The sequence below is a fragment of the uncultured Zhongshania sp. genome, assembly GCF_963975605.1.
GTDB lineage: Bacteria > Pseudomonadota > Gammaproteobacteria > Pseudomonadales > Spongiibacteraceae > Spongiibacter > Spongiibacter aquimaris.
This window is the reverse complement of sequence record NZ_CAXBHN010000017.1, coordinates 41358-57936: the sequence shown is the minus strand read 5'-3', so window position 1 is coordinate 57936 and position 16579 is coordinate 41358. Positions and strand designations below refer to the sequence as shown.

Here is a 16579-nt window from a genome sequence, read left to right as displayed (position 1 = left end):
GAGCAGAGGATTGAAAATCCTCGTGTCGGCGGTTCGATTCCGTCTCTGGGCACCACTACTATATTCCTTTTTATCTTCTCCCAAACGGCCTTCATGCTGTCATTTTTCGCGCCTGCCGCACGTTGATCAGCAATCACCACAATCGGCTCCAAGCCCAGTAATTCCGCGATTTTTATACATTGTTCATCATAGAATGATGCGGCTCTTCCATGCTTGTGATCGCTAATTGCTGACCTTGTAATTCCTATAGCTAAAGCAACTTTGTTATCTGACTTTAGGTCAGTTTCACGTTTGATTAATTCAACCCATTCATAGCCGCGCATAGCATTCACCTCCAGTTCGATGTTCGATTCTGCTTTACATTTCTGTTTTTGTCCATGTAGCATCCGTTCGTACAGTGTAAACGGATCGTACAGGCTCTGGCATGACAAATAAAAAAAGGTTCCTTGATCTCTTCTTTTTCGTTTTAGCGCCGTCACTGGTCTATTTTGCACCCGTATCAATCGCCTCTCAGATCACTATCGTGATAATCATCACGTTATCGCTACTCTGGCTAGTACTTCGCGTCGCAGATTTCCATGATCGCCCTCGCCAGATTGGATCTATTGGTGAGGATCTCAAGTAATGGCCCGCCCGTACTGGCTCGATGAGCAAGGACGCCCAGTAGACGAGGGAATCCCTTTCTCTCAACACGTTCGGGATTACCATTTTTGGGTCAGCCTTGAGCGGATGCGTTCATTTCGCGCCGAATTGCACCATCACCAATGCCCCAAAGCCGCCAAACTGTGTCTTAGCTACGGCGGCTGCATTGCCCCCTGCGACCATTTCCGGAATGACTACCTTTCGCGTGTCGATGAGCTGGCAGCAATCAGCCAGCAATCTGATCGCGTCTTTAGCGAAATGCGGCAGCGTTTCGCAGTGGCGGCCCCTGTAACACCGCCACTTAGTCCCATGGGTGGGACTCACACCCAAAAAACCATTAAAAACGCCGCTGCTAATTGGTTGCAAAATCATGCTTCTTGATTGGGTCACTTGCCGCGTTCCCCTCGACCTTTGCAGCGACGAAGTACGCACCGCCGCACAGCTTTTGGGTGACCGTATTGCAAGATACAACCCCGTCACTGGTGAAATTCGCTATGAGACCCAAGCATGGGATTCAATCCGGTCTGATTCACATCAAATTTCGGTTCGCTGTTCCACCGACCTATGGATACAAGGCAGTCCAGCACGAATTATGGGCGATGGCTGCGCTGTCTTCGGCGCTGGCGCTTCTCACGCCTTAGACCTCATGGGCTGTGTTAAACGAATGATTGCGTTTGTCACGGATTATTTAGGCGCTGGCAGCTTGCCATCAGCAGAGCTATTTAAAGTCACTCGCGTTGATGTCACTGGAAATTTGCGCCTAGGCTCTCATGCTGAGGTCATTCAAGGGCTTTCAATTCTTCGCAACTGTGAAGGTGGTCGTTACCGTGTTTCTCAACAAAAAGGCGATACGGTCTATTGGTCGCACGGCTCAAAACTGAGAAGCGGCAAAGCCTATGCAAAAGGCCCGCACCTTCAACACATGATGAAAAAGCCGGAATACACCGGCAGGTATTACACCCCTGATGAAATTCAAAAAGCCATGCACTTACTTCGGCTTGAACTCTCTTTAAAGCGGGAATTCTTCTCTCGCAATGACTGGCGATTACTAACGCCTAAACAACTTACTGCTGAATGGGCAGATTACTTTGAACGAATGATAGGGGGCGCTGAAATGGCGAATGACTCCAGCTTACAAGCAAATATTTTAAATGCCGCGCCTACAGAAGGGCAGGGAAAAGCCGCCTATGGCTGCTGGGCAATGATTCAAAGCCAAGGCTGGGAAAAAGCCCGAGATTGTTACACCAAAACAACTTGGTATAGAAATTTAAAAATTTTGCGTTCTGCCGGTTTGGGTGACGCAGATATCAGCGCTGGCAAAGTTGTCGCGCTTCGTCAACGGATTATGGAAGCCCAAGCGGTTTCTACATGGTCCGAATTACTAGCAGCCTAAAGGGTAAATTTTATGAAACAGAAAATGTTAATTGCTGGCGTTTCCCGTCGCCAAGGTGTGAGCAAAAAAACCGGCAATCAATACGACGTTGCCATCGTAAATACGCTACAGCCACAAATCGGCACTGACGCAAATTACATCGCGTCCGGTTTTAAAGTTGTAGAAATGCAAGCGCCAGCTGCGCTAGTGGTACAAGCAATGAGCCAAAATTTTCCGTGCACATTTGATGTAGAAATGGGTATTCGTGGCGATGGCAAACTTGAAATACTCGCGATGAGCGCCGAACAAAAACCGGCAGCTCTCGTTAAGTAACCTAAACGTGTTGGTCTTCATTCAAAAGTGCCGCGCAGGCGACTTCGCCGCCGCAGGGGGTGGAGTCGCCGAAGGGGTGCGCATTCAATGTTAGAAGTAACCACAAACACAGATATTTTTAACCTGATCTATTACGGATTCTTATTCGTTGCTTGCGCGGCGGGTATGAGTAAAGGGGGCCAGCGATGACAGAAAGCGATTTTGCTTACTTCGCCGCGCAGATGTTCGGCGCCTATATGATCGGCTGGGGAACCGGCTTTTTGTGGAAATTTTTCCACCAACTTTCGGAGAAAATCTAATGAAAAAACTGAAATCGTTGTTCGCAAAAATGAGTAAATCGGTCTTATTGTCCGTTGCTCTTGTTGTCGGACTTGCTAGCACTGCACATGCCGAACTTCCTGCGGCTGCTACCGCTGGCTTAGCGTCGATTAACACTGGCATTGGTGATGCGGCTGACGCTGCTTGGCCGTTAATCACCGCTGCTCTCGTAGCTGGCGTATTGATCAAGCTCGTAAAACGCTTCACCAACAAAGTCTAATTTGTTCACGGAGCCGGCCCCTCCGGGGGCCAAACTTATGAAAAAACTGCTAATCATTTTTGTTCTTACCTTTTCTAATTTTTCCTTTGCTACTGATGGTTGGCTAGGCTCTAGGCCCGCAGCTGGTCCGGATACAGCTTGCATTTCATCAAAGTCGCTAGCGTGTGATTCGTGGCTATCCTTTAGCGGTACAGACAGGGGCGTTTGGTCAGGTGGTACTGATTCGTGCAAACTCGGAAGCGTTGCTAGCGGCAGTGCTTACGGCGGGTCAGCAAGGGTAACAATGCTTACCTGTACTCTTCCAGATCCTCCATCGTGCAGTGACCTACAAGGCCAGCTTGTTCCGGATCTTATAGTTCGCGCAGAGGGTGACGAGGGAGCAAATTCAAACGACTGCTATTACTCGTGCAAAGGTCACTATGATTTAGAAGGTGTATTTGGGTATCAATGCACCTATAGCGGCTTACCTGTTCTCGAAGATACCGAAGGTGATGACCCGTTACCTAACGAAGATACAGAAGCTCCAGAATACTGTAATAACAGCACGTACGACGGAACGCCTGAAGGCACGTGTATAGATTATGATCATCCAGACAATGAAGGTGGTTGCGGGCAGCACGGTAAACATTTCGGCACATTTGGCACTGAATTCGGAAGTATAACCGGATGTTTCGGCGGGGGAACAACTGGCTACGAACCCGACGGTGACGTAGACGGTGACGGAATCCCAAACGAGGGTGACGATGATATAGACGGTGACGGAATACTTAACGACGACGATCCCGACGAAAACGGCGATGGCATAAACGAGAAGAAAGACACAGACGGAGACGGCATACCAGATAGTAAAGATTCGGATATTGACGGCGACGGAATTCCCAACGGTGTTGATAATGATAAAGACGGCGATGGCATAGATAACGAAGATGACGCAACGCCTGACGGTGACGGAAAATCAGAAGGTCAAGCAAGTACATGCGGTAGAAAGCCTAACAGTCAAGGTGATGCGCAGCTCGCGGCTATTCATATGCAACTTTGGCTAAATCAATGCCAAGGCAATAAAAATCCCAATAAGGAAGTAGTCGATAAGCTCGATGAAATAAAAGACGAATTCGAAAATTTAACCGAAGAAGTCGAAAATGTAGACGCCGATAAATTTGGCTCTGATCTAGAAGACGAAGCAATCGGAGAAATGGATGGAATTCTCGATGATTATATCTCTGACATTGACGGTCAAAGTTCTGGCGGCGGGCCTATGGACGGTATCGCAAGTGGAAGTGGAATTGATGACGCTTTAACATCTTTTTTGCCTTCTGCTTCCGCCTGCACACCACTGCAATTAACGTTTGCAAGTAAATTTTCCGTCCCTATTCCGTGTGAGAAATTCATAGCGTTTAAGGAATGGTTCGGTTGGGCGCTATCGTATTACACGATATACGCAATCATTATGCTGGCACTCGCGCCGGTCCCAAGTAAGGTCTAAAACATGCCTATTCCAGTGCTCGCCGGTATACCTTGGCTTGCTGCCGTACTCGGCGGCATTTTCTCAAGCTTGTTCGCCTACTTTGCTAATTTTTTAACAAAGAGGCTTGCAATAACGGCTGCTGTTGTTGCTGTTATCGTCGCAGTCACCACGGCTTTTTTCGCAGCAATTTCGGCTCTAGTCGGGGGGATCTCCGCTGCTGCACCGCCAGAGGTCTCAATTGCAGCCGGTCTAGTGATTCCTAGCAATGCCACATTTTGCATATCGTCTTATATGTCTGCACTGCTGTTGCGCTGGGTTTATCAATGGCAAGTTAGAATTATTCAATACAAGCTATTCTAAAATGTCTGTCTACATCGTCACGGGAAAATTAGGCAATGGTAAAACACTGGTTAGCGTCGGTCGGCTTTACGACGCACTTGCAGCTGGTCGAAGAGTTGCTACAAATTTAGATCTAAATTTGGTTGCGATGGCTGGGCCAAACAATAAAAAAGTCGACGTAATACGCTTACCTGATAAACCCAATGTTGATGATCTAAACGCGCTCGGCCCTGCATACGAAGGCCCATACGACGAAAGCAAATTCGGTACTTTAGTTCTCGATGAATGTGGCACATGGTTCAACTCAAGAAATTGGCAAGACAAAAGCCGAAAAGCCGTTAATGATTGGTTTCTACACGCTCGCAAACTTCGCTGGGACGTCTATTTAATAATTCAGGACGTAAATATTCTTGATTCACAAGCTAGGGACGCACTCGCAGAATATACCGTTTTTTGCCGTCGCTTAGACAATATCCGCGTTCCGCTCCTCGGCCCAATATTTCAAAATGTACTAGGTATTCGACTCACACTGCCGCGTGTTCATAGAGCAAAAGTTGTTTATGGCATTAGCACTCAAGATATGATTTCGGACGTCTGGACGTATCGTGGAAATCATATGTTCGATTATTATCAAACTGATCAAGTTTTCTTAAATGATTATCCTCACGGCATTTACTCGATGCTGACACCTTGGCACACAAAAGGCCGCTATATGGTCGCCAGAAATAAGGAGTTCTACATGCGAATGACAAAAATATATTTCAAACGATTTAAGGCCCCAGTAGCGTTAGCGGTTGGCTGCTTACTCGGTGTCTCTATGGCCGCAGCTGGTGTGCTGGGGTATAAGCATTCGCAATATCAAGCCAAAATGAACGAGCTTCAATCGCTGGCCGACACACTCACTAAATCAGTACAAACGGACAATGAAGAAACTGTCGATCGCTACAATAGACTCGCCGGCTTAGAAAGGTCTTCAATTGCCAACTATCTTCACATCGGGCAAAAGCAAACCGTTTCGATCATGGTTGCCGATAGTGACGGTGTAGAAAATGAACTGGATATAAGTGAGCTTTCAAGAATGGGGGTCAAAGTCAAAGCATTCGGCAAGTGCGACGTTGAGCTTACATATCAAGGTCAGAAAATATATCCGACCTGTTCTAATTACTAAAGCTACCTACTGTAGTGGCATTCGGTAAGTTTAAGATCACTGAAGCGACGCTTATCATCACGCAATTGTTCAATAGACCTATTACCTTTGCCGGTTCTGATCTCTTTTTTAACGCGATCAAGACCGGCTTTTGCGTATCTACACTTAGCACTTTCCGTACGATCATGAATGACGACATTTTTCTTATATTGAGCTGGGCTTTGTCGTACTGGTCTTTCAGGTTCAGTAATGAGTAACGGGGGTAGATCACTAGTGCGAAGTTTAAGCGCTGGTGTGTTCGATACAGGGGCCGTATCTGAGTAAACGATCTTTCCGTTGTCGTCGTAGTACTTGTAGATTTCGCCACTAATTGCGGGTGAGATAAACGAAAATAATAATATCAATCCTTTGATCATGCGTGTTCCTTGCCTGCTGAATATCAGCTAGAAGTGACGAAGATCAAAATTCTAAACCAAGATTACCCGATAAAAAAGCCAATACTGAATGCGCTCAAAATTGCGACAGCACTAAAAATAGCGATTTTCGCGTTTTTCCATGGGCTGTTTTTTGTTGGTTTCGATGTGAAATCTAGCAATAGCTGTATGTAAGCGGGTATATGAGGGATTTTTTTAGCCAATCGTTTTGCTTGGCGTGGTAGTTCTAATGCCAGTTGATAGATGTGCTCTAAAGCTAGTTCGAGCTGCTCGGTCATTTGCTTTACCCCACATGCTTTTGAGGAGCCCCCGGGAGTGTAGAGGGTGGAACCCTTTACAGCGGATTTAGCGTGAATGTTTTGAATATTTGATGTCTTCATAGCGCAGCTCCATAAATTTTATGCTTCCGTGTCACCCCAAGATCAGAAAAATGACATTACAGAGCTATTTTCAAGGTCGCGTTTTTTAGCGCTCCGTATAACCTTGAAAATAGCTCTGTAATGTCATCTGATCGGCTTTTGGGGTGCGCGGTAGCAGAAAATTTGTGGACAAGCGGCGTCAAATATTCAATTCACGCTGAACCGTGCCTTTGACGTTAGAGTAGCTTCCGGCTGCTAGCCGGTTCACCGCGAATAGCGGCCTGCGGAGCATTCCCATATTTTGAATTACATATTATTCTTCGTTGTTTTTAAGGGTATGGCGTGCATAGAAAAACATGGAATGATGCTGTTGATCGTTGGGTGCTAACGACTACACATAAGCGTGATCATTCAAAGGATCTGATTAAACTTACGTGGTTAAGCAGGTATTTATCTGGTGTTCTGCTTTCGGATATCAGCTTAGATATTATCTTCACGATTGCTCATGATAAAAAACTAGAAACGACGCCATCGACTGCAAATCGCTACCTAGCGTTGCTAAGGGCTATTTTAAGGGCTGCAAGGGATTATTGGGGGTGGATTGATCACGTACCCAAAGTCAGGCTATTTAAAGAGCCTGAACCCCGCGTTAGATGGCTTAAAAGAGCCGAGGCGGCACGGTTAATCAAAGAGCTTCCGCCTCACCTGTCAAAAATGGCTGCATTTTCGCTTTCAACGGGACTGAGGCAGCATAATGTTAGTTACCTGCGATGGTCACAAGTAGATCTAGGCCGTGCATTAGCAATTATTCCTGCGTCAGAATCGAAGAATAAACGACCGATTACTGTCCCGTTGAATGCTGACGCGATGAATATCTTGAATTCAGTTCTGACTGATCATGAGCAATATTGCTTCGTTTATAACGGCTCGCCTGTTGATAGAACGTCTACAAAAGCATGGGCTGCGGCTAAAAAACGTGCAAATATCGATAATTTTCGCTGGCACGATTTAAGACATACTTGGGCGTCTTGGCATGTGCAGAACGGGACTTCGTTGCAAGAATTACAGCTTTTGGGAGGGTGGAAGACGTTTGAAATGGTGCTTAGGTACGCACATTTAAGCGGAGATCATTTAGTCCAGGCTGCAAAAAGGATAGAAACAGGAGATCAGCTGCCGTTATTATAACAGCATTAACAAAATTTAATGTTTTAGCTTTGAAAATTGAAAATCCTCGTGTCGGCGGTTCGATTCCGTCTCTGGGCACCACTACTTTCTGCAGTTGACCACCACCGTTAACAAAACCAGAATACAGATTACTACCTCGGCGGTTTCGACCTCCGAGTGCGGGACCTCTTCGGAGGCCCCTGTTTTTTCTCATTAAACAAACAAGCCATCTCAGTGTTGTTTTTAAATTTTTGTCAGCAGTTAATCCCCAAAAGAAAATATCAAACCGCATTTACATAACCCAATAGAATAAGCTCTTTGCCGGTACAAGCATCTATAGCTTACTTATAAAAACTTTAGTAAGGTTGATATACGCAGAGGCAGTGCTACGGAAGATTTAAAACATGAAAAAAACGCCGAGTTCACAAAATACATTTCAGGCAGCCTACTCTATTAGAGGTAAAGGCGTGGGCCATCTTGAGCTTGAAAAAGCACTCCAGTCTAAAGAATTCACTGACGCCACCAAAAAATTAGCCAAACAAATCAAAGCCGCTTACGGCGTAAAAACAGTAAGCCTTTAACCACAAAGTGAGGCGAGCAGGATGCTCGATGTCATAGCTCTTCTCCTAGTAATGGGAGCATCTGCTGGTTTTATACTGTGCGACCAACTCCTAACACTAAAATATAAAATTCCTCGCGAAGACGGGCAACGACTTTATTTACGCTCAGTCACCTATGGCGTCCCATGCCTCTTAGCTGCAATTTTGCTGAAAGTACTATTATTTGCGATACCATCCATGATTGGTATTGAACCGCTAATTATAGTTGCTCCCGACTTAGTCCCTGTTTATACCGCGCTTAGCGCCCCCGTACTCGCTTACCTCTTTGCACTGGCTTTTAACTACGTGCTCAGTGAAGAAAAGCGGATCGATATATTCCGGCAAGCAATGCTTAAAGACGATTTCGACGCCGTATTGTGGAAGAGTATGGACACGTATCAACCCATACTCATTTCTTTAGAAAATCGAAAGGTCTACGTTGGCTTAGTCGCCGATGGCTTAGAGCCGGGATCACAGGGCAATAGCTACCTTACGATACTTCCACTTTTAAGCGGGTACAGAACAACAGAAAAAATGAACATTGAAATTTCCGCAGTTTATAATCCGGTTATCGATCTACTAGCGGAAGCCGACAACAACAGCGACTCACTTGCTCGCGCAGAATCACTTGCGGCATATTACATGGCCTTTCCCAGATCAAAAATCATTAGCCTTCACTTATTTAACGATCATCTCTATGCCGATGTGACTAAGCAAAATGAACCTACCGTAAAACGCGCGAAAAACTATAAAAAGCCAGCTTAGCGTGTAACCCACCCGGCCCTTCTAACCAGTAACCAAGCATATTCAAGACACAGCAGCGTAATTCGGGCAGAATCAAAACCGGATACAATACCAAAAATCAAACCTCTTCCGCCAAGGAAAGCCCCCACTCAATGTTTGAACAAACTTTCAAAAATATCGACGACATTCTGCACAAAGACGCCGGTTGCTCTAGCGAGCTGGATTACACCGAGCAAACCTCTTGGATGCTGTTCCTAAAATACCTCGACGATTTCGAGCAGGAACGGGCCATGGAAGCCGAGATGATGGGCGAGGACTACCCCTACATTATTGATGAAGCTCACCGCTGGGGCGCATGGGCTGCACCGAAAGATGCCAACGGCAATTTTGACCACAACAACGCCTTAAGCGGCGACGATTTAATGGACTATGTCGACGGCGAGTTATTCCCCTACCTCAAGGGCTTTAAGCAGCGCGCCACCGGCCCCGACACCATTGAATACAAAATTGGCGAGATTTTCGGCGAGATTAAAAACAAGATTCAAAGCGGCTACTCCCTGCGCGATGCGCTAGAGAAAGTCGATGAGCTGCGCTTTCGCTCCCAGCAGGAGAAACACGAGCTCAGCCACCTTTACGAAACCAAGATCAAGAATATGGGCAATGCTGGGCGCAACGGCGGTGAGTACTACACGCCACGGCCATTGATCCGCGCCATGATCGATGTGATTCAGCCGCAAATAGGCGAAACCATTTACGACGGCGCAGCCGGTTCTGCGGGCTTTTTATGCGAGGCTTACGACTACTTGCGCAAAGGCGGCCGCGAGCAAAAAGAACTATCGACCAGCGCACTAAAGACCCTGCAAGAGAAGACCTTTTACGCTAAAGAAAAGAAGTCACTAGCCTACGTTATCGCCATCATGAATATGATTCTGCATGGCATAGAGGCACCCAACGTCGTTCACACCAATACCCTTGGTGAGAACCTACAAGACATTCAGCCCAGCAACCAGCACGACATCATTCTCGCCAACCCACCGTTTGGCGGCAAAGAACGCAAAGAAGTGCAGCAGAACTTCCCCATTAAAACCGGCGAAACCGCATTTCTGTTTTTGCAGCACTTTATTAAAATGCTCAAACCCGGTGGCCGCGCCGCCATCGTTATTAAAAACACCTTTTTATCGAACACCGACAATGCCGCCGTCGCCTTGCGCCGCGAGCTGTTAGAAAACTGCAACCTTCACACCATACTCGACTGCCCCGCCAAAACCTTTTTGGGTGCTGGCGTTAAAACCGTGGTGCTGTTTTTCACCAAGGGCGAGCCAACTCAAAAAATCTGGTACTACCAACTCGAACCCGGCCGTTCCTTGGGTAAAACCAATCCGCTCAATGACACTGATATGGCAGAGTTTGTCACGCTACAAAAGACCTTCGCCGACTCTGAAAAATCTTGGACCGTATCTGTTATCGATATTACTCAAGGCACCGAAGCCGATTTGTCAGTAAAAAACCCCAATGCCAAAGAAGAAGCGGCGCTACGGGAACCGGCAGACATAATTGCTGAGATTATTGCGCTGGACAAAGAGAGTGAAGTGATTCTGGAAAGTATTCAGGAGTTGCTTTGATGAATGGCCCGATTAGAAAATTAGGCGATGTTTGTAACTTACTAAACGGCTTTGCGTTCAAATCAAAAGATTATGTTGATAGCTCTAATACATTAAATATTAGAATGAGCAATATTCGACCTGATGGTACCTTTAACCCCGATCACAACATTCGGTTCTTACCAGATGCATACGTGCACCAGTACCCCCAGTTTCTGCTAGCCGATGGTGATTTAGTAATAGCCATGACGGATATGGCTGGCGACCCTAAGATTTTGGGCTTACCTACGTTAGTAAGGAACTTAAACGGACGTCAATTTTTACTTAATCAGCGAGTAGGCAAACTATTTGACTTCACGGATGAAGTTTACATCCCATATCTTCGTCACTACCTTTCCTCACCAATTATCAAAGAGTATTACAAAACAAAGGGAGCTGGAGGACTACAGATTAACATTAGCAAGCGGGATGTCCTCTCTGCCGACATATTCCTACCCCCACTCCCCGAACAAAAACGCATAGTCGCCCTACTCGACAGCGCCTTTGCCGACATCGACAAGGCTCGCGCCAATGCTGAAAAAAACCTGAAAAATGCCCGCGAGTTGTTTGAGAGCTTTTTGTCGCAGACCTTTTCTGCTTCGGGACCAAGTGCGAAAAATACAAATCTGGGTAATGAAATAAATTTATTGACAGGGTTTGCCTTTAAAAGCCCCGAATATTCAAAATCTAAAAGCGACACCCCGCTAATTAGAGGAGACAATATTATTCAAGGCAAACTTCGATGGGACGACGCGAAGTACTGGCCGTCTGACAAAGTATCAGGCTATGAAAAGTATTTCTTAGACGAAAACGACATTGTTCTTGCAATGGATCGAACTTGGGTAAAATCCGGCATGAAATACGCAAAAATTTCACCTGCTGATTTGCCATGTTTATTAGTACAACGAGTTGCTAGGCTCCGCTGCAAAGCTGGAATTTTGCATGACTATTTGTATTATCTGATTGGAAGCAAAAAATTTGAAGCTTACGTCCTTTCAATCCAGACGGGTCTTGGCGTCCCCCACATCAGCGGGAAACAAATACAAGCATTCACATTCACTCTTCCGTCAATAGAGGTCCAAGCTGAAACCGTCGGCCAATTCAGCAATATCCATAAACTCACAACTGATTTAATAAGTATTTATGAGTCAAAAATTTCCAATCTAGAAGAACTCAAAAAATCCCTACTCCACAAAGCCTTCACTGGCCAGTTAAGCGCGAGCGCGACTAAAGCCGCCACCGACGGACAGGCTGCCTAATATGAACATTGCAAAGGAATGTGATGATGCATAATGAAATACTGATTTATCAGCAAGACGGCCATGAGGTTGAGGTGCGGCTAGATAGCCAGCAGGAAACGCTGTGGTTGAGCCAAGCGCAAATTGCCGAAATCTTTGGCACCCAGCGCCCAGCTGTTACCAAGCACCTTGGCAATATTTTTAAAAGCAATGAATTAGACAAGGATTCAGCATGTTCCATTTTGGAACATACTGCCGCTGACGGAAAAACCTATAAAACCAAACACTATAACCTGGACGCCGTGATCGCCATTGGGTATCGCGTAAATTCCAAGCGCGCCACCCAATTCCGGATTTGGGCCACTCGCACACTCCGCGAGCATTTGACCAAGGGCTACACCCTCAATCGCCAGCGCTTTGAGCAAAATGCCGAAGAGTTGCAACAGGCCTTGGCGCTGATCCAGAAAACCGCCAAGTCACCCGCGCTCTCTGCCGAGGCAGGCAGCGGCTTGGTCGACATTGTTAGCCGCTACACCCAAACCTTTTTGTGGCTACAGCAATACGACGAGGGTTTGTTAGCCGAGCCAAAGGGAGCCACTGGTGGCACCCTGCCCAGTGCCAACGAAGCCATGGCTGCGTTAACCACCTTGAAGCAAACCCTAATTACACGCGGCGAAGCCACCGAGCTATTCGCCCGCCTGCGCGACGATGGGCTGGCGTCGATTCTCGGCAACCTCGACCAAACTGTTTTTGGTGAGCCTGCTTACCCCACTATAGAGAGCAAGGCCGCCCACCTGTTGTATTTTGTGGTGAAGAATCACCCCTTCAGCGACGGCAATAAGCGCAGCGGCGCCTACTTGTTTGTGGACTTTCTGCACCGCAATAATCACCTCTACAACACCAAAGGTGAGGTCATTATTAATGATGTGGGCCTAGCCGCGCTCACCCTTTTAATTGCCGAGTCGGCTCCCGCTCAAAAAGAGGTGCTAATTCGGCTGGTGATGCATATGCTTAATAGCATGGAATGAGGGTGATATTTCTTGATTCAAAACCTTAGAAAACCACATATACGGTAGCGAAGAAAAATTTACTTAATAAATATCAAATAGTTAGCGCACAATTACTTTCTTGACTCGCTCTTGACTCAAAAGCCCAGCAATGAGGTCAAGACGAGATGACACTGGACGTTTTATGAGCAGAAATGAAGCCGATACCCGCGCCGAACTGATCGACCCGAAACTAGCCGCTATAGGCTGGGGCGTGGTGGACGACAGCTTTATTCGCCGCGAGGTCATTGCTCCCGGTCGCATTATGAGTGGCGGCAAGCGTGGCAGCAGTGTTTCTAGTGATTATGTACTGGTCTATCGCGGCCGCAAGCTCGCGGTCATTGAAGCCAAAAAAGAAAGCCTGAGTTACAGCGAGGGCGTTCGTCAAGCCAAAGACTACGCCCAACGTCTGCAATGCCGCATTGCCTACGCCAGCAACGGCCATGACATTTACATGATGGATATGCTCACCGGCCACGAGACCTTAGTGAGCGATTACTTAAGCCCTGAGGCTTTGTGGGCCTTGAGCTTTGACCAAGCCGAGCCAGACTTTGCGGCAATATGGCGCCAGCGCTTTGCGCAAATACCCTTTGAGCGCAAAGGCGATTGGTCACCCCGCTACTATCAAGAAAATGCTATCAACAACACCTTGGATGCCATCGCTCAGGGCCAGCAGCGCATCTTACTAACCCTCGCCACCGGCACCGGCAAAACCTGCATTGCCTTTCAAACCGCGTGGAAGTTGTTTAATAGCCGCTGGACGGTCAGCGCTCAGAAGACGCCCGACGAAGCCAGCCGTCGCCCGCGCATTCTGTTTTTAGCCGACCGCAATGTATTGGCCAACCAAGCCTTTAACGACTTTGGGCCATTTGGTGAAGATGCGATTGTACGGATTAGCCCCGACGAAATTAGAAAAAAAGGCGCGGCGCCTAAAAATGCGAGCGTGTTTTTTACAATATTTCAAACCTTTATGAGCGGCGGCGAAGACGATAACGGCAAGCCAACACCCTATTTTGGTGACTACCCCGCCGACTTCTTCGATCTCATTATTGTCGATGAATGCCACCGGGGCGGCGCGAACGACGAAAGTAGCTGGCGAGAAATCCTCACTCACTTCTCTCATGCAGTGCAATTGGGCCTAACCGCCACACCAAAGCGCACCGACAACGCCGACACCTATGCCTACTTTGGCGATCCGGTGTATAGCTACACCTTAAAAGAAGGTATTAACGACGGCTTTCTCACCCCGTTTAAAGTGCTGCCCATCGTCGGCACCATGGACGAGTATGTTTATACCCCCGGCGACGGTGTGGTGATTAAAGGGGAGCCCGAGGCGGGCAAGGTTTACAAGGAAGGCGACTTCAATCGCACCATCACCATTCCCGAACGTGAAAAGCGCCGGGTTCACTATTGGATGGACAGGATCGGCAGCAAGGAAAAGACCATCGTCTTCTGCGCCACCCAAGTTCACGCCGGTATGGTGCGGGACTATATAAATCAATACGCCGTGCAGAAGGGCTGGACGACGAACCCCAACTACAGCGTGCGGGTAACCGCCAATGACGGCGCGGCTGGCGAGAACGACCTGAAGATTTTTCAGGACAACGAGAAAACCATCCCCACGATTCTCACCACCTCACGCAAGCTGTCTACCGGCGTAGACGCCCGCAATGTGCGCAATATTGTGCTGATGCGGCCCTGCAATAATATGATCGAGTTCAAACAGATCATCGGACGCGGTACCCGCACCTATGAAGGCAAAGACTACTTCACCGTTTTCGACTTTGTAAAAGCCCACTATAACTTTGCCGACCCCGAGTGGGATGGCGAACCAATAGAAGGGGAAGTCTGCGCTAAGTGCGGTGAGTCACCCTGTAACTGCGAGAAAGCAGGCGCGAAAACCTGTTCAATTTGCTCACAAAAACCCTGCATATGCGAAAAGCCACCAGCAGAACCCTGCCCCGACTGCGGTGAACGGCCCTGCCAATGTGAGAATAAGATTGAAATCACCCTGTCTGACGGTAAAGCTCGACAGATCAAACACATCTCCTCGGTGATGTACTGGAGCAGCGAGGGCAAGCCAATTACCGCCCGCGAGTTCGTTGAGCGCATGTTCGACGACCTACCGCGCTTCTTTCAAGACGAAGACCAGCTACGCGCAATTTGGAGCGACCCAACAACTCGCGAGAAGCTGCTCGGTGACTTAGCCGAAGCCGGTTACGACGAAGAAAAACTGGAAAGCATGAAGGAATTGATCGACGCCAAAGACAGCGATGTCTACGACGTATTGGCTTACGTGGCCTATGCCGCCGAAACCCAGACCCGCGCCGACAGAGTGAAATTAGCAAAGCCTGCCATTAACCACGCCTTTGCCGACTACAAACAGCAAGCCTTCATCAACTTCGTGCTGGATAAGTATATTGAAGATGGCGTGCAGCAGCTTTCGAGCAAGAATATGAGCGGCCTAGTGAAAATTCGCTACAACACGATCAGCGATGCTGCGTCAGAGCTAGGCTCGCCAAGGGTGATCAAAGACACTTTCTTCGGATTTCAGCGGCATCTGTACCAACAAAATACAGATTAAACCCGCCTTAGCCCCACCAAAAGGGCTACCTTTTAGGGGTACATTGATTTTTACAACCGAATAAAAACATTAAATATCAATACATTAGCCTAAGGGTTACAAACTGTCTCTGCACCAATACTTTCCTGTTTAACATCATCTATCTACCACCAACCCCTACGAGACAGTGCTCGTAGCAGCCTCCTCCGCCAACTTAGGTTTATCACCCTCTGGCATAGGCGAGTAATATCTGCACGCAGGGTACGTGGAGCAAGCCAAGATTTTCTTCCCCGCATGCTCACCCTTTTTAACAGTTCGTTTAACTAAGCTCGAAGAACACTTTGGGCAGTTACGAGAATCGTCTAAATTCACCACCTGGGGCTGTATCGTCGATTCGGCTGCACCTTTTTCTGGCGCAAGCAGAAAACCAGACAACAACTCAGCTACGTCAGATATTGTGTAGGCAGATTTTGCCGGCACTTGAAGCATCGGTATTCCAGCAGCCTTACAAGCTCCAAGTAACAAGTCATCACGCTCTTGGCGGGACTTAATCTGATGCGATTTATCATCCAGTTCAATTACGCATATAACGGATAGATCACTTGGATCGCAAAGGACGAAATCAAAGTGCTTTCGATCAATTTTGTTTCGAGCGGTGCTGGACGCTCCTCGCTGCAATCCTTTTCGAGGGCTTAATACATCACCAACACGAACTTTACCAAAAACACGAGCGCGGCCAGCAACAGCCTGATCTAGCACTCCCAAAAATGAGCGTTCTGCTGGGGTAAAGAGTGGACCGGCCTGCTGGTAAGGAAATTCATCGACAGTAGCTGTGTCGCCAGTATTCGCTTTAGCGGGCAGTTTGGCTTTCAAAACGAGAATTGCGACTACAATAACCACGACGAAAAGGAACAGCCACTCCATACCAACACCTCATCCATAAAATATTGAATTCG

General features: G+C 47.5%; 18 protein-coding genes. 14 read left to right on the top strand and 4 right to left on the bottom strand.

Features of this window, described 5'->3' with window-relative positions; translation table 11 throughout:
• Positions 1–494: hypothetical protein (locus AAC007_RS13635; protein ID WP_339677501.1), on the bottom strand; the 494-nt coding region annotated here is incomplete at its 3' end.
• A 130-nt stretch (positions 495–624) separates the two neighbouring features.
• On the opposite strand from AAC007_RS13635, the gene AAC007_RS13630 reads away from it, so the two are divergent.
• From AAC007_RS13630 to AAC007_RS13600, 7 genes are all read left to right on the top strand, one after another.
• Complete coding sequence (locus AAC007_RS13630) at positions 625–1023, top strand: hypothetical protein (protein ID WP_339677499.1); 399 nt, start codon at positions 625–627, stop codon at positions 1021–1023.
• Positions 1013–2035 carry a phage/plasmid replication protein, II/X family gene (locus AAC007_RS13625; RefSeq protein WP_339677497.1) on the top strand — a complete coding sequence of 341 codons (1023 nt, stop codon included), beginning with the start codon at positions 1013–1015 and terminating at the stop codon, positions 2033–2035. Before AAC007_RS13630 ends, AAC007_RS13625 begins: the two co-directional genes overlap by 11 nt.
• Before the next feature lie 12 nt (positions 2036–2047).
• Positions 2048–2347: a hypothetical protein gene (locus AAC007_RS13620; RefSeq protein ID WP_339677495.1), complete on the top strand. Its 300-nt coding sequence runs from the start codon at positions 2048–2050 to the stop codon at positions 2345–2347.
• A gap of 298 nt (positions 2348–2645) precedes the next feature.
• Positions 2646–2885 (top strand): major coat protein, encoded by a 240-nt coding sequence (locus AAC007_RS13615; protein WP_339677493.1) that lies wholly within the window; start codon positions 2646–2648, stop codon positions 2883–2885.
• A 283-nt stretch (positions 2886–3168) separates the two neighbouring features.
• Complete coding sequence (locus AAC007_RS13610) at positions 3169–4368, top strand: hypothetical protein (protein WP_339677491.1); 1200 nt, start codon at positions 3169–3171, stop codon at positions 4366–4368.
• Positions 4369–4371: 3 nt separating this feature from the next.
• On the top strand, positions 4372–4710 hold the full coding sequence (locus AAC007_RS13605; protein WP_339677489.1) for a DUF5455 family protein: 339 nt from the start codon (positions 4372–4374) through the stop codon (positions 4708–4710).
• Position 4711: 1 nt separating this feature from the next.
• A complete protein-coding gene (locus AAC007_RS13600) occupies positions 4712–5857 on the top strand; it encodes a zonular occludens toxin domain-containing protein (protein ID WP_339677487.1) in 1146 nt (381 codons plus the stop codon).
• 2 nt (positions 5858–5859) lie between these two features.
• On the opposite strand, the gene AAC007_RS13595 is transcribed toward AAC007_RS13600, so the two are convergent.
• Together AAC007_RS13595 and AAC007_RS13590 are read right to left on the bottom strand one after the other, a co-directional pair.
• Entirely contained in the window at positions 5860–6252 is a 393-nt protein-coding gene (locus tag AAC007_RS13595) for a DUF4124 domain-containing protein (RefSeq protein ID WP_339677485.1), read from the bottom strand.
• A 62-nt stretch (positions 6253–6314) separates the two neighbouring features.
• The gene (locus tag AAC007_RS13590; protein ID WP_339677483.1) at positions 6315–6650 is read right to left on the bottom strand and encodes a hypothetical protein; all 336 of its coding nucleotides are present in this window, start codon (positions 6648–6650) and stop codon (positions 6315–6317) included.
• A 321-nt stretch (positions 6651–6971) separates the two neighbouring features.
• On the opposite strand from AAC007_RS13590, the gene AAC007_RS13585 reads away from it, so the two are divergent.
• The 7 genes from AAC007_RS13585 (at position 6972) to AAC007_RS13555 (ending at position 15644) form a co-directional block, all read left to right on the top strand.
• Positions 6972–7814, top strand: a complete 843-nt coding sequence (locus AAC007_RS13585) for a site-specific integrase (protein ID WP_339677482.1) — start codon at positions 6972–6974, stop codon at positions 7812–7814.
• Positions 7815–8197: 383 nt separating this feature from the next.
• Positions 8198–8374: a hypothetical protein gene (locus tag AAC007_RS13580; RefSeq protein WP_339677480.1), complete on the top strand. Its 177-nt coding sequence runs from the start codon at positions 8198–8200 to the stop codon at positions 8372–8374.
• Positions 8375–8590: 216 nt separating this feature from the next.
• The gene (locus tag AAC007_RS13575; RefSeq protein WP_339677479.1) at positions 8591–9157 is read left to right on the top strand and encodes a hypothetical protein; all 567 of its coding nucleotides are present in this window, start codon (positions 8591–8593) and stop codon (positions 9155–9157) included.
• A gap of 131 nt (positions 9158–9288) precedes the next feature.
• Complete coding sequence (locus tag AAC007_RS13570) at positions 9289–10758, top strand: N-6 DNA methylase (RefSeq protein WP_339677478.1); 1470 nt, start codon at positions 9289–9291, stop codon at positions 10756–10758.
• The gene (locus AAC007_RS13565; RefSeq protein ID WP_339677477.1) at positions 10758–12035 is read left to right on the top strand and encodes a restriction endonuclease subunit S; all 1278 of its coding nucleotides are present in this window, start codon (positions 10758–10760) and stop codon (positions 12033–12035) included. Before AAC007_RS13570 ends, AAC007_RS13565 begins: the two co-directional genes overlap by 1 nt.
• A gap of 26 nt (positions 12036–12061) precedes the next feature.
• A complete protein-coding gene (locus AAC007_RS13560; RefSeq protein ID WP_339677476.1) occupies positions 12062–13042 on the top strand; it encodes a virulence protein RhuM/Fic/DOC family protein in 981 nt (326 codons plus the stop codon).
• A gap of 163 nt (positions 13043–13205) precedes the next feature.
• Positions 13206–15644 carry a DEAD/DEAH box helicase family protein gene (locus tag AAC007_RS13555; protein ID WP_339677475.1) on the top strand — a complete coding sequence of 813 codons (2439 nt, stop codon included), beginning with the start codon at positions 13206–13208 and terminating at the stop codon, positions 15642–15644.
• 156 nt (positions 15645–15800) lie between these two features.
• Here the strand turns inward: AAC007_RS13555 and AAC007_RS13550 are convergent, their stop codons facing one another.
• Complete coding sequence (locus AAC007_RS13550) at positions 15801–16547, bottom strand: DUF2726 domain-containing protein (protein WP_339677474.1); 747 nt, start codon at positions 16545–16547, stop codon at positions 15801–15803.
• Between the last annotated feature and the right edge of the window lie 32 nt (positions 16548–16579).

Bases quoted from the DNA above. Each gene is read 5' to 3' on its own strand.
- AAC007_RS13630 (WP_339677499.1), top strand. From the start codon at position 625: ATGGCCCGCCCGTACTGGCTCGATGAGCAAGGACGCCCAGTAGACGAG.
- AAC007_RS13625 (WP_339677497.1), top strand. From the start codon at position 1,013: ATGCTTCTTGATTGGGTCACTTGCCGCGTTCCCCTCGACCTTTGCAGC.
- AAC007_RS13620 (WP_339677495.1), top strand. From the start codon at position 2,048: ATGAAACAGAAAATGTTAATTGCTGGCGTTTCCCGTCGCCAAGGTGTG.
- AAC007_RS13615 (WP_339677493.1), top strand. From the start codon at position 2,646: ATGAAAAAACTGAAATCGTTGTTCGCAAAAATGAGTAAATCGGTCTTA.
- AAC007_RS13610 (WP_339677491.1), top strand. From the start codon at position 3,169: ATGCTTACCTGTACTCTTCCAGATCCTCCATCGTGCAGTGACCTACAA.
- AAC007_RS13605 (WP_339677489.1), top strand. From the start codon at position 4,372: ATGCCTATTCCAGTGCTCGCCGGTATACCTTGGCTTGCTGCCGTACTC.
- AAC007_RS13600 (WP_339677487.1), top strand. From the start codon at position 4,712: ATGTCTGTCTACATCGTCACGGGAAAATTAGGCAATGGTAAAACACTG.
- AAC007_RS13595 (WP_339677485.1), bottom strand. From the start codon at position 6,252: ATGATCAAAGGATTGATATTATTATTTTCGTTTATCTCACCCGCAATT.
- AAC007_RS13590 (WP_339677483.1), bottom strand. From the start codon at position 6,650: ATGAAGACATCAAATATTCAAAACATTCACGCTAAATCCGCTGTAAAG.
- AAC007_RS13580 (WP_339677480.1), top strand. From the start codon at position 8,198: ATGAAAAAAACGCCGAGTTCACAAAATACATTTCAGGCAGCCTACTCT.
- AAC007_RS13575 (WP_339677479.1), top strand. From the start codon at position 8,591: ATGATTGGTATTGAACCGCTAATTATAGTTGCTCCCGACTTAGTCCCT.
- AAC007_RS13570 (WP_339677478.1), top strand. From the start codon at position 9,289: ATGTTTGAACAAACTTTCAAAAATATCGACGACATTCTGCACAAAGAC.
- AAC007_RS13565 (WP_339677477.1), top strand. From the start codon at position 10,758: ATGAATGGCCCGATTAGAAAATTAGGCGATGTTTGTAACTTACTAAAC.
- AAC007_RS13560 (WP_339677476.1), top strand. From the start codon at position 12,062: ATGCATAATGAAATACTGATTTATCAGCAAGACGGCCATGAGGTTGAG.
- AAC007_RS13555 (WP_339677475.1), top strand. From the start codon at position 13,206: ATGAGCAGAAATGAAGCCGATACCCGCGCCGAACTGATCGACCCGAAA.
- AAC007_RS13550 (WP_339677474.1), bottom strand. From the start codon at position 16,547: ATGGAGTGGCTGTTCCTTTTCGTCGTGGTTATTGTAGTCGCAATTCTC.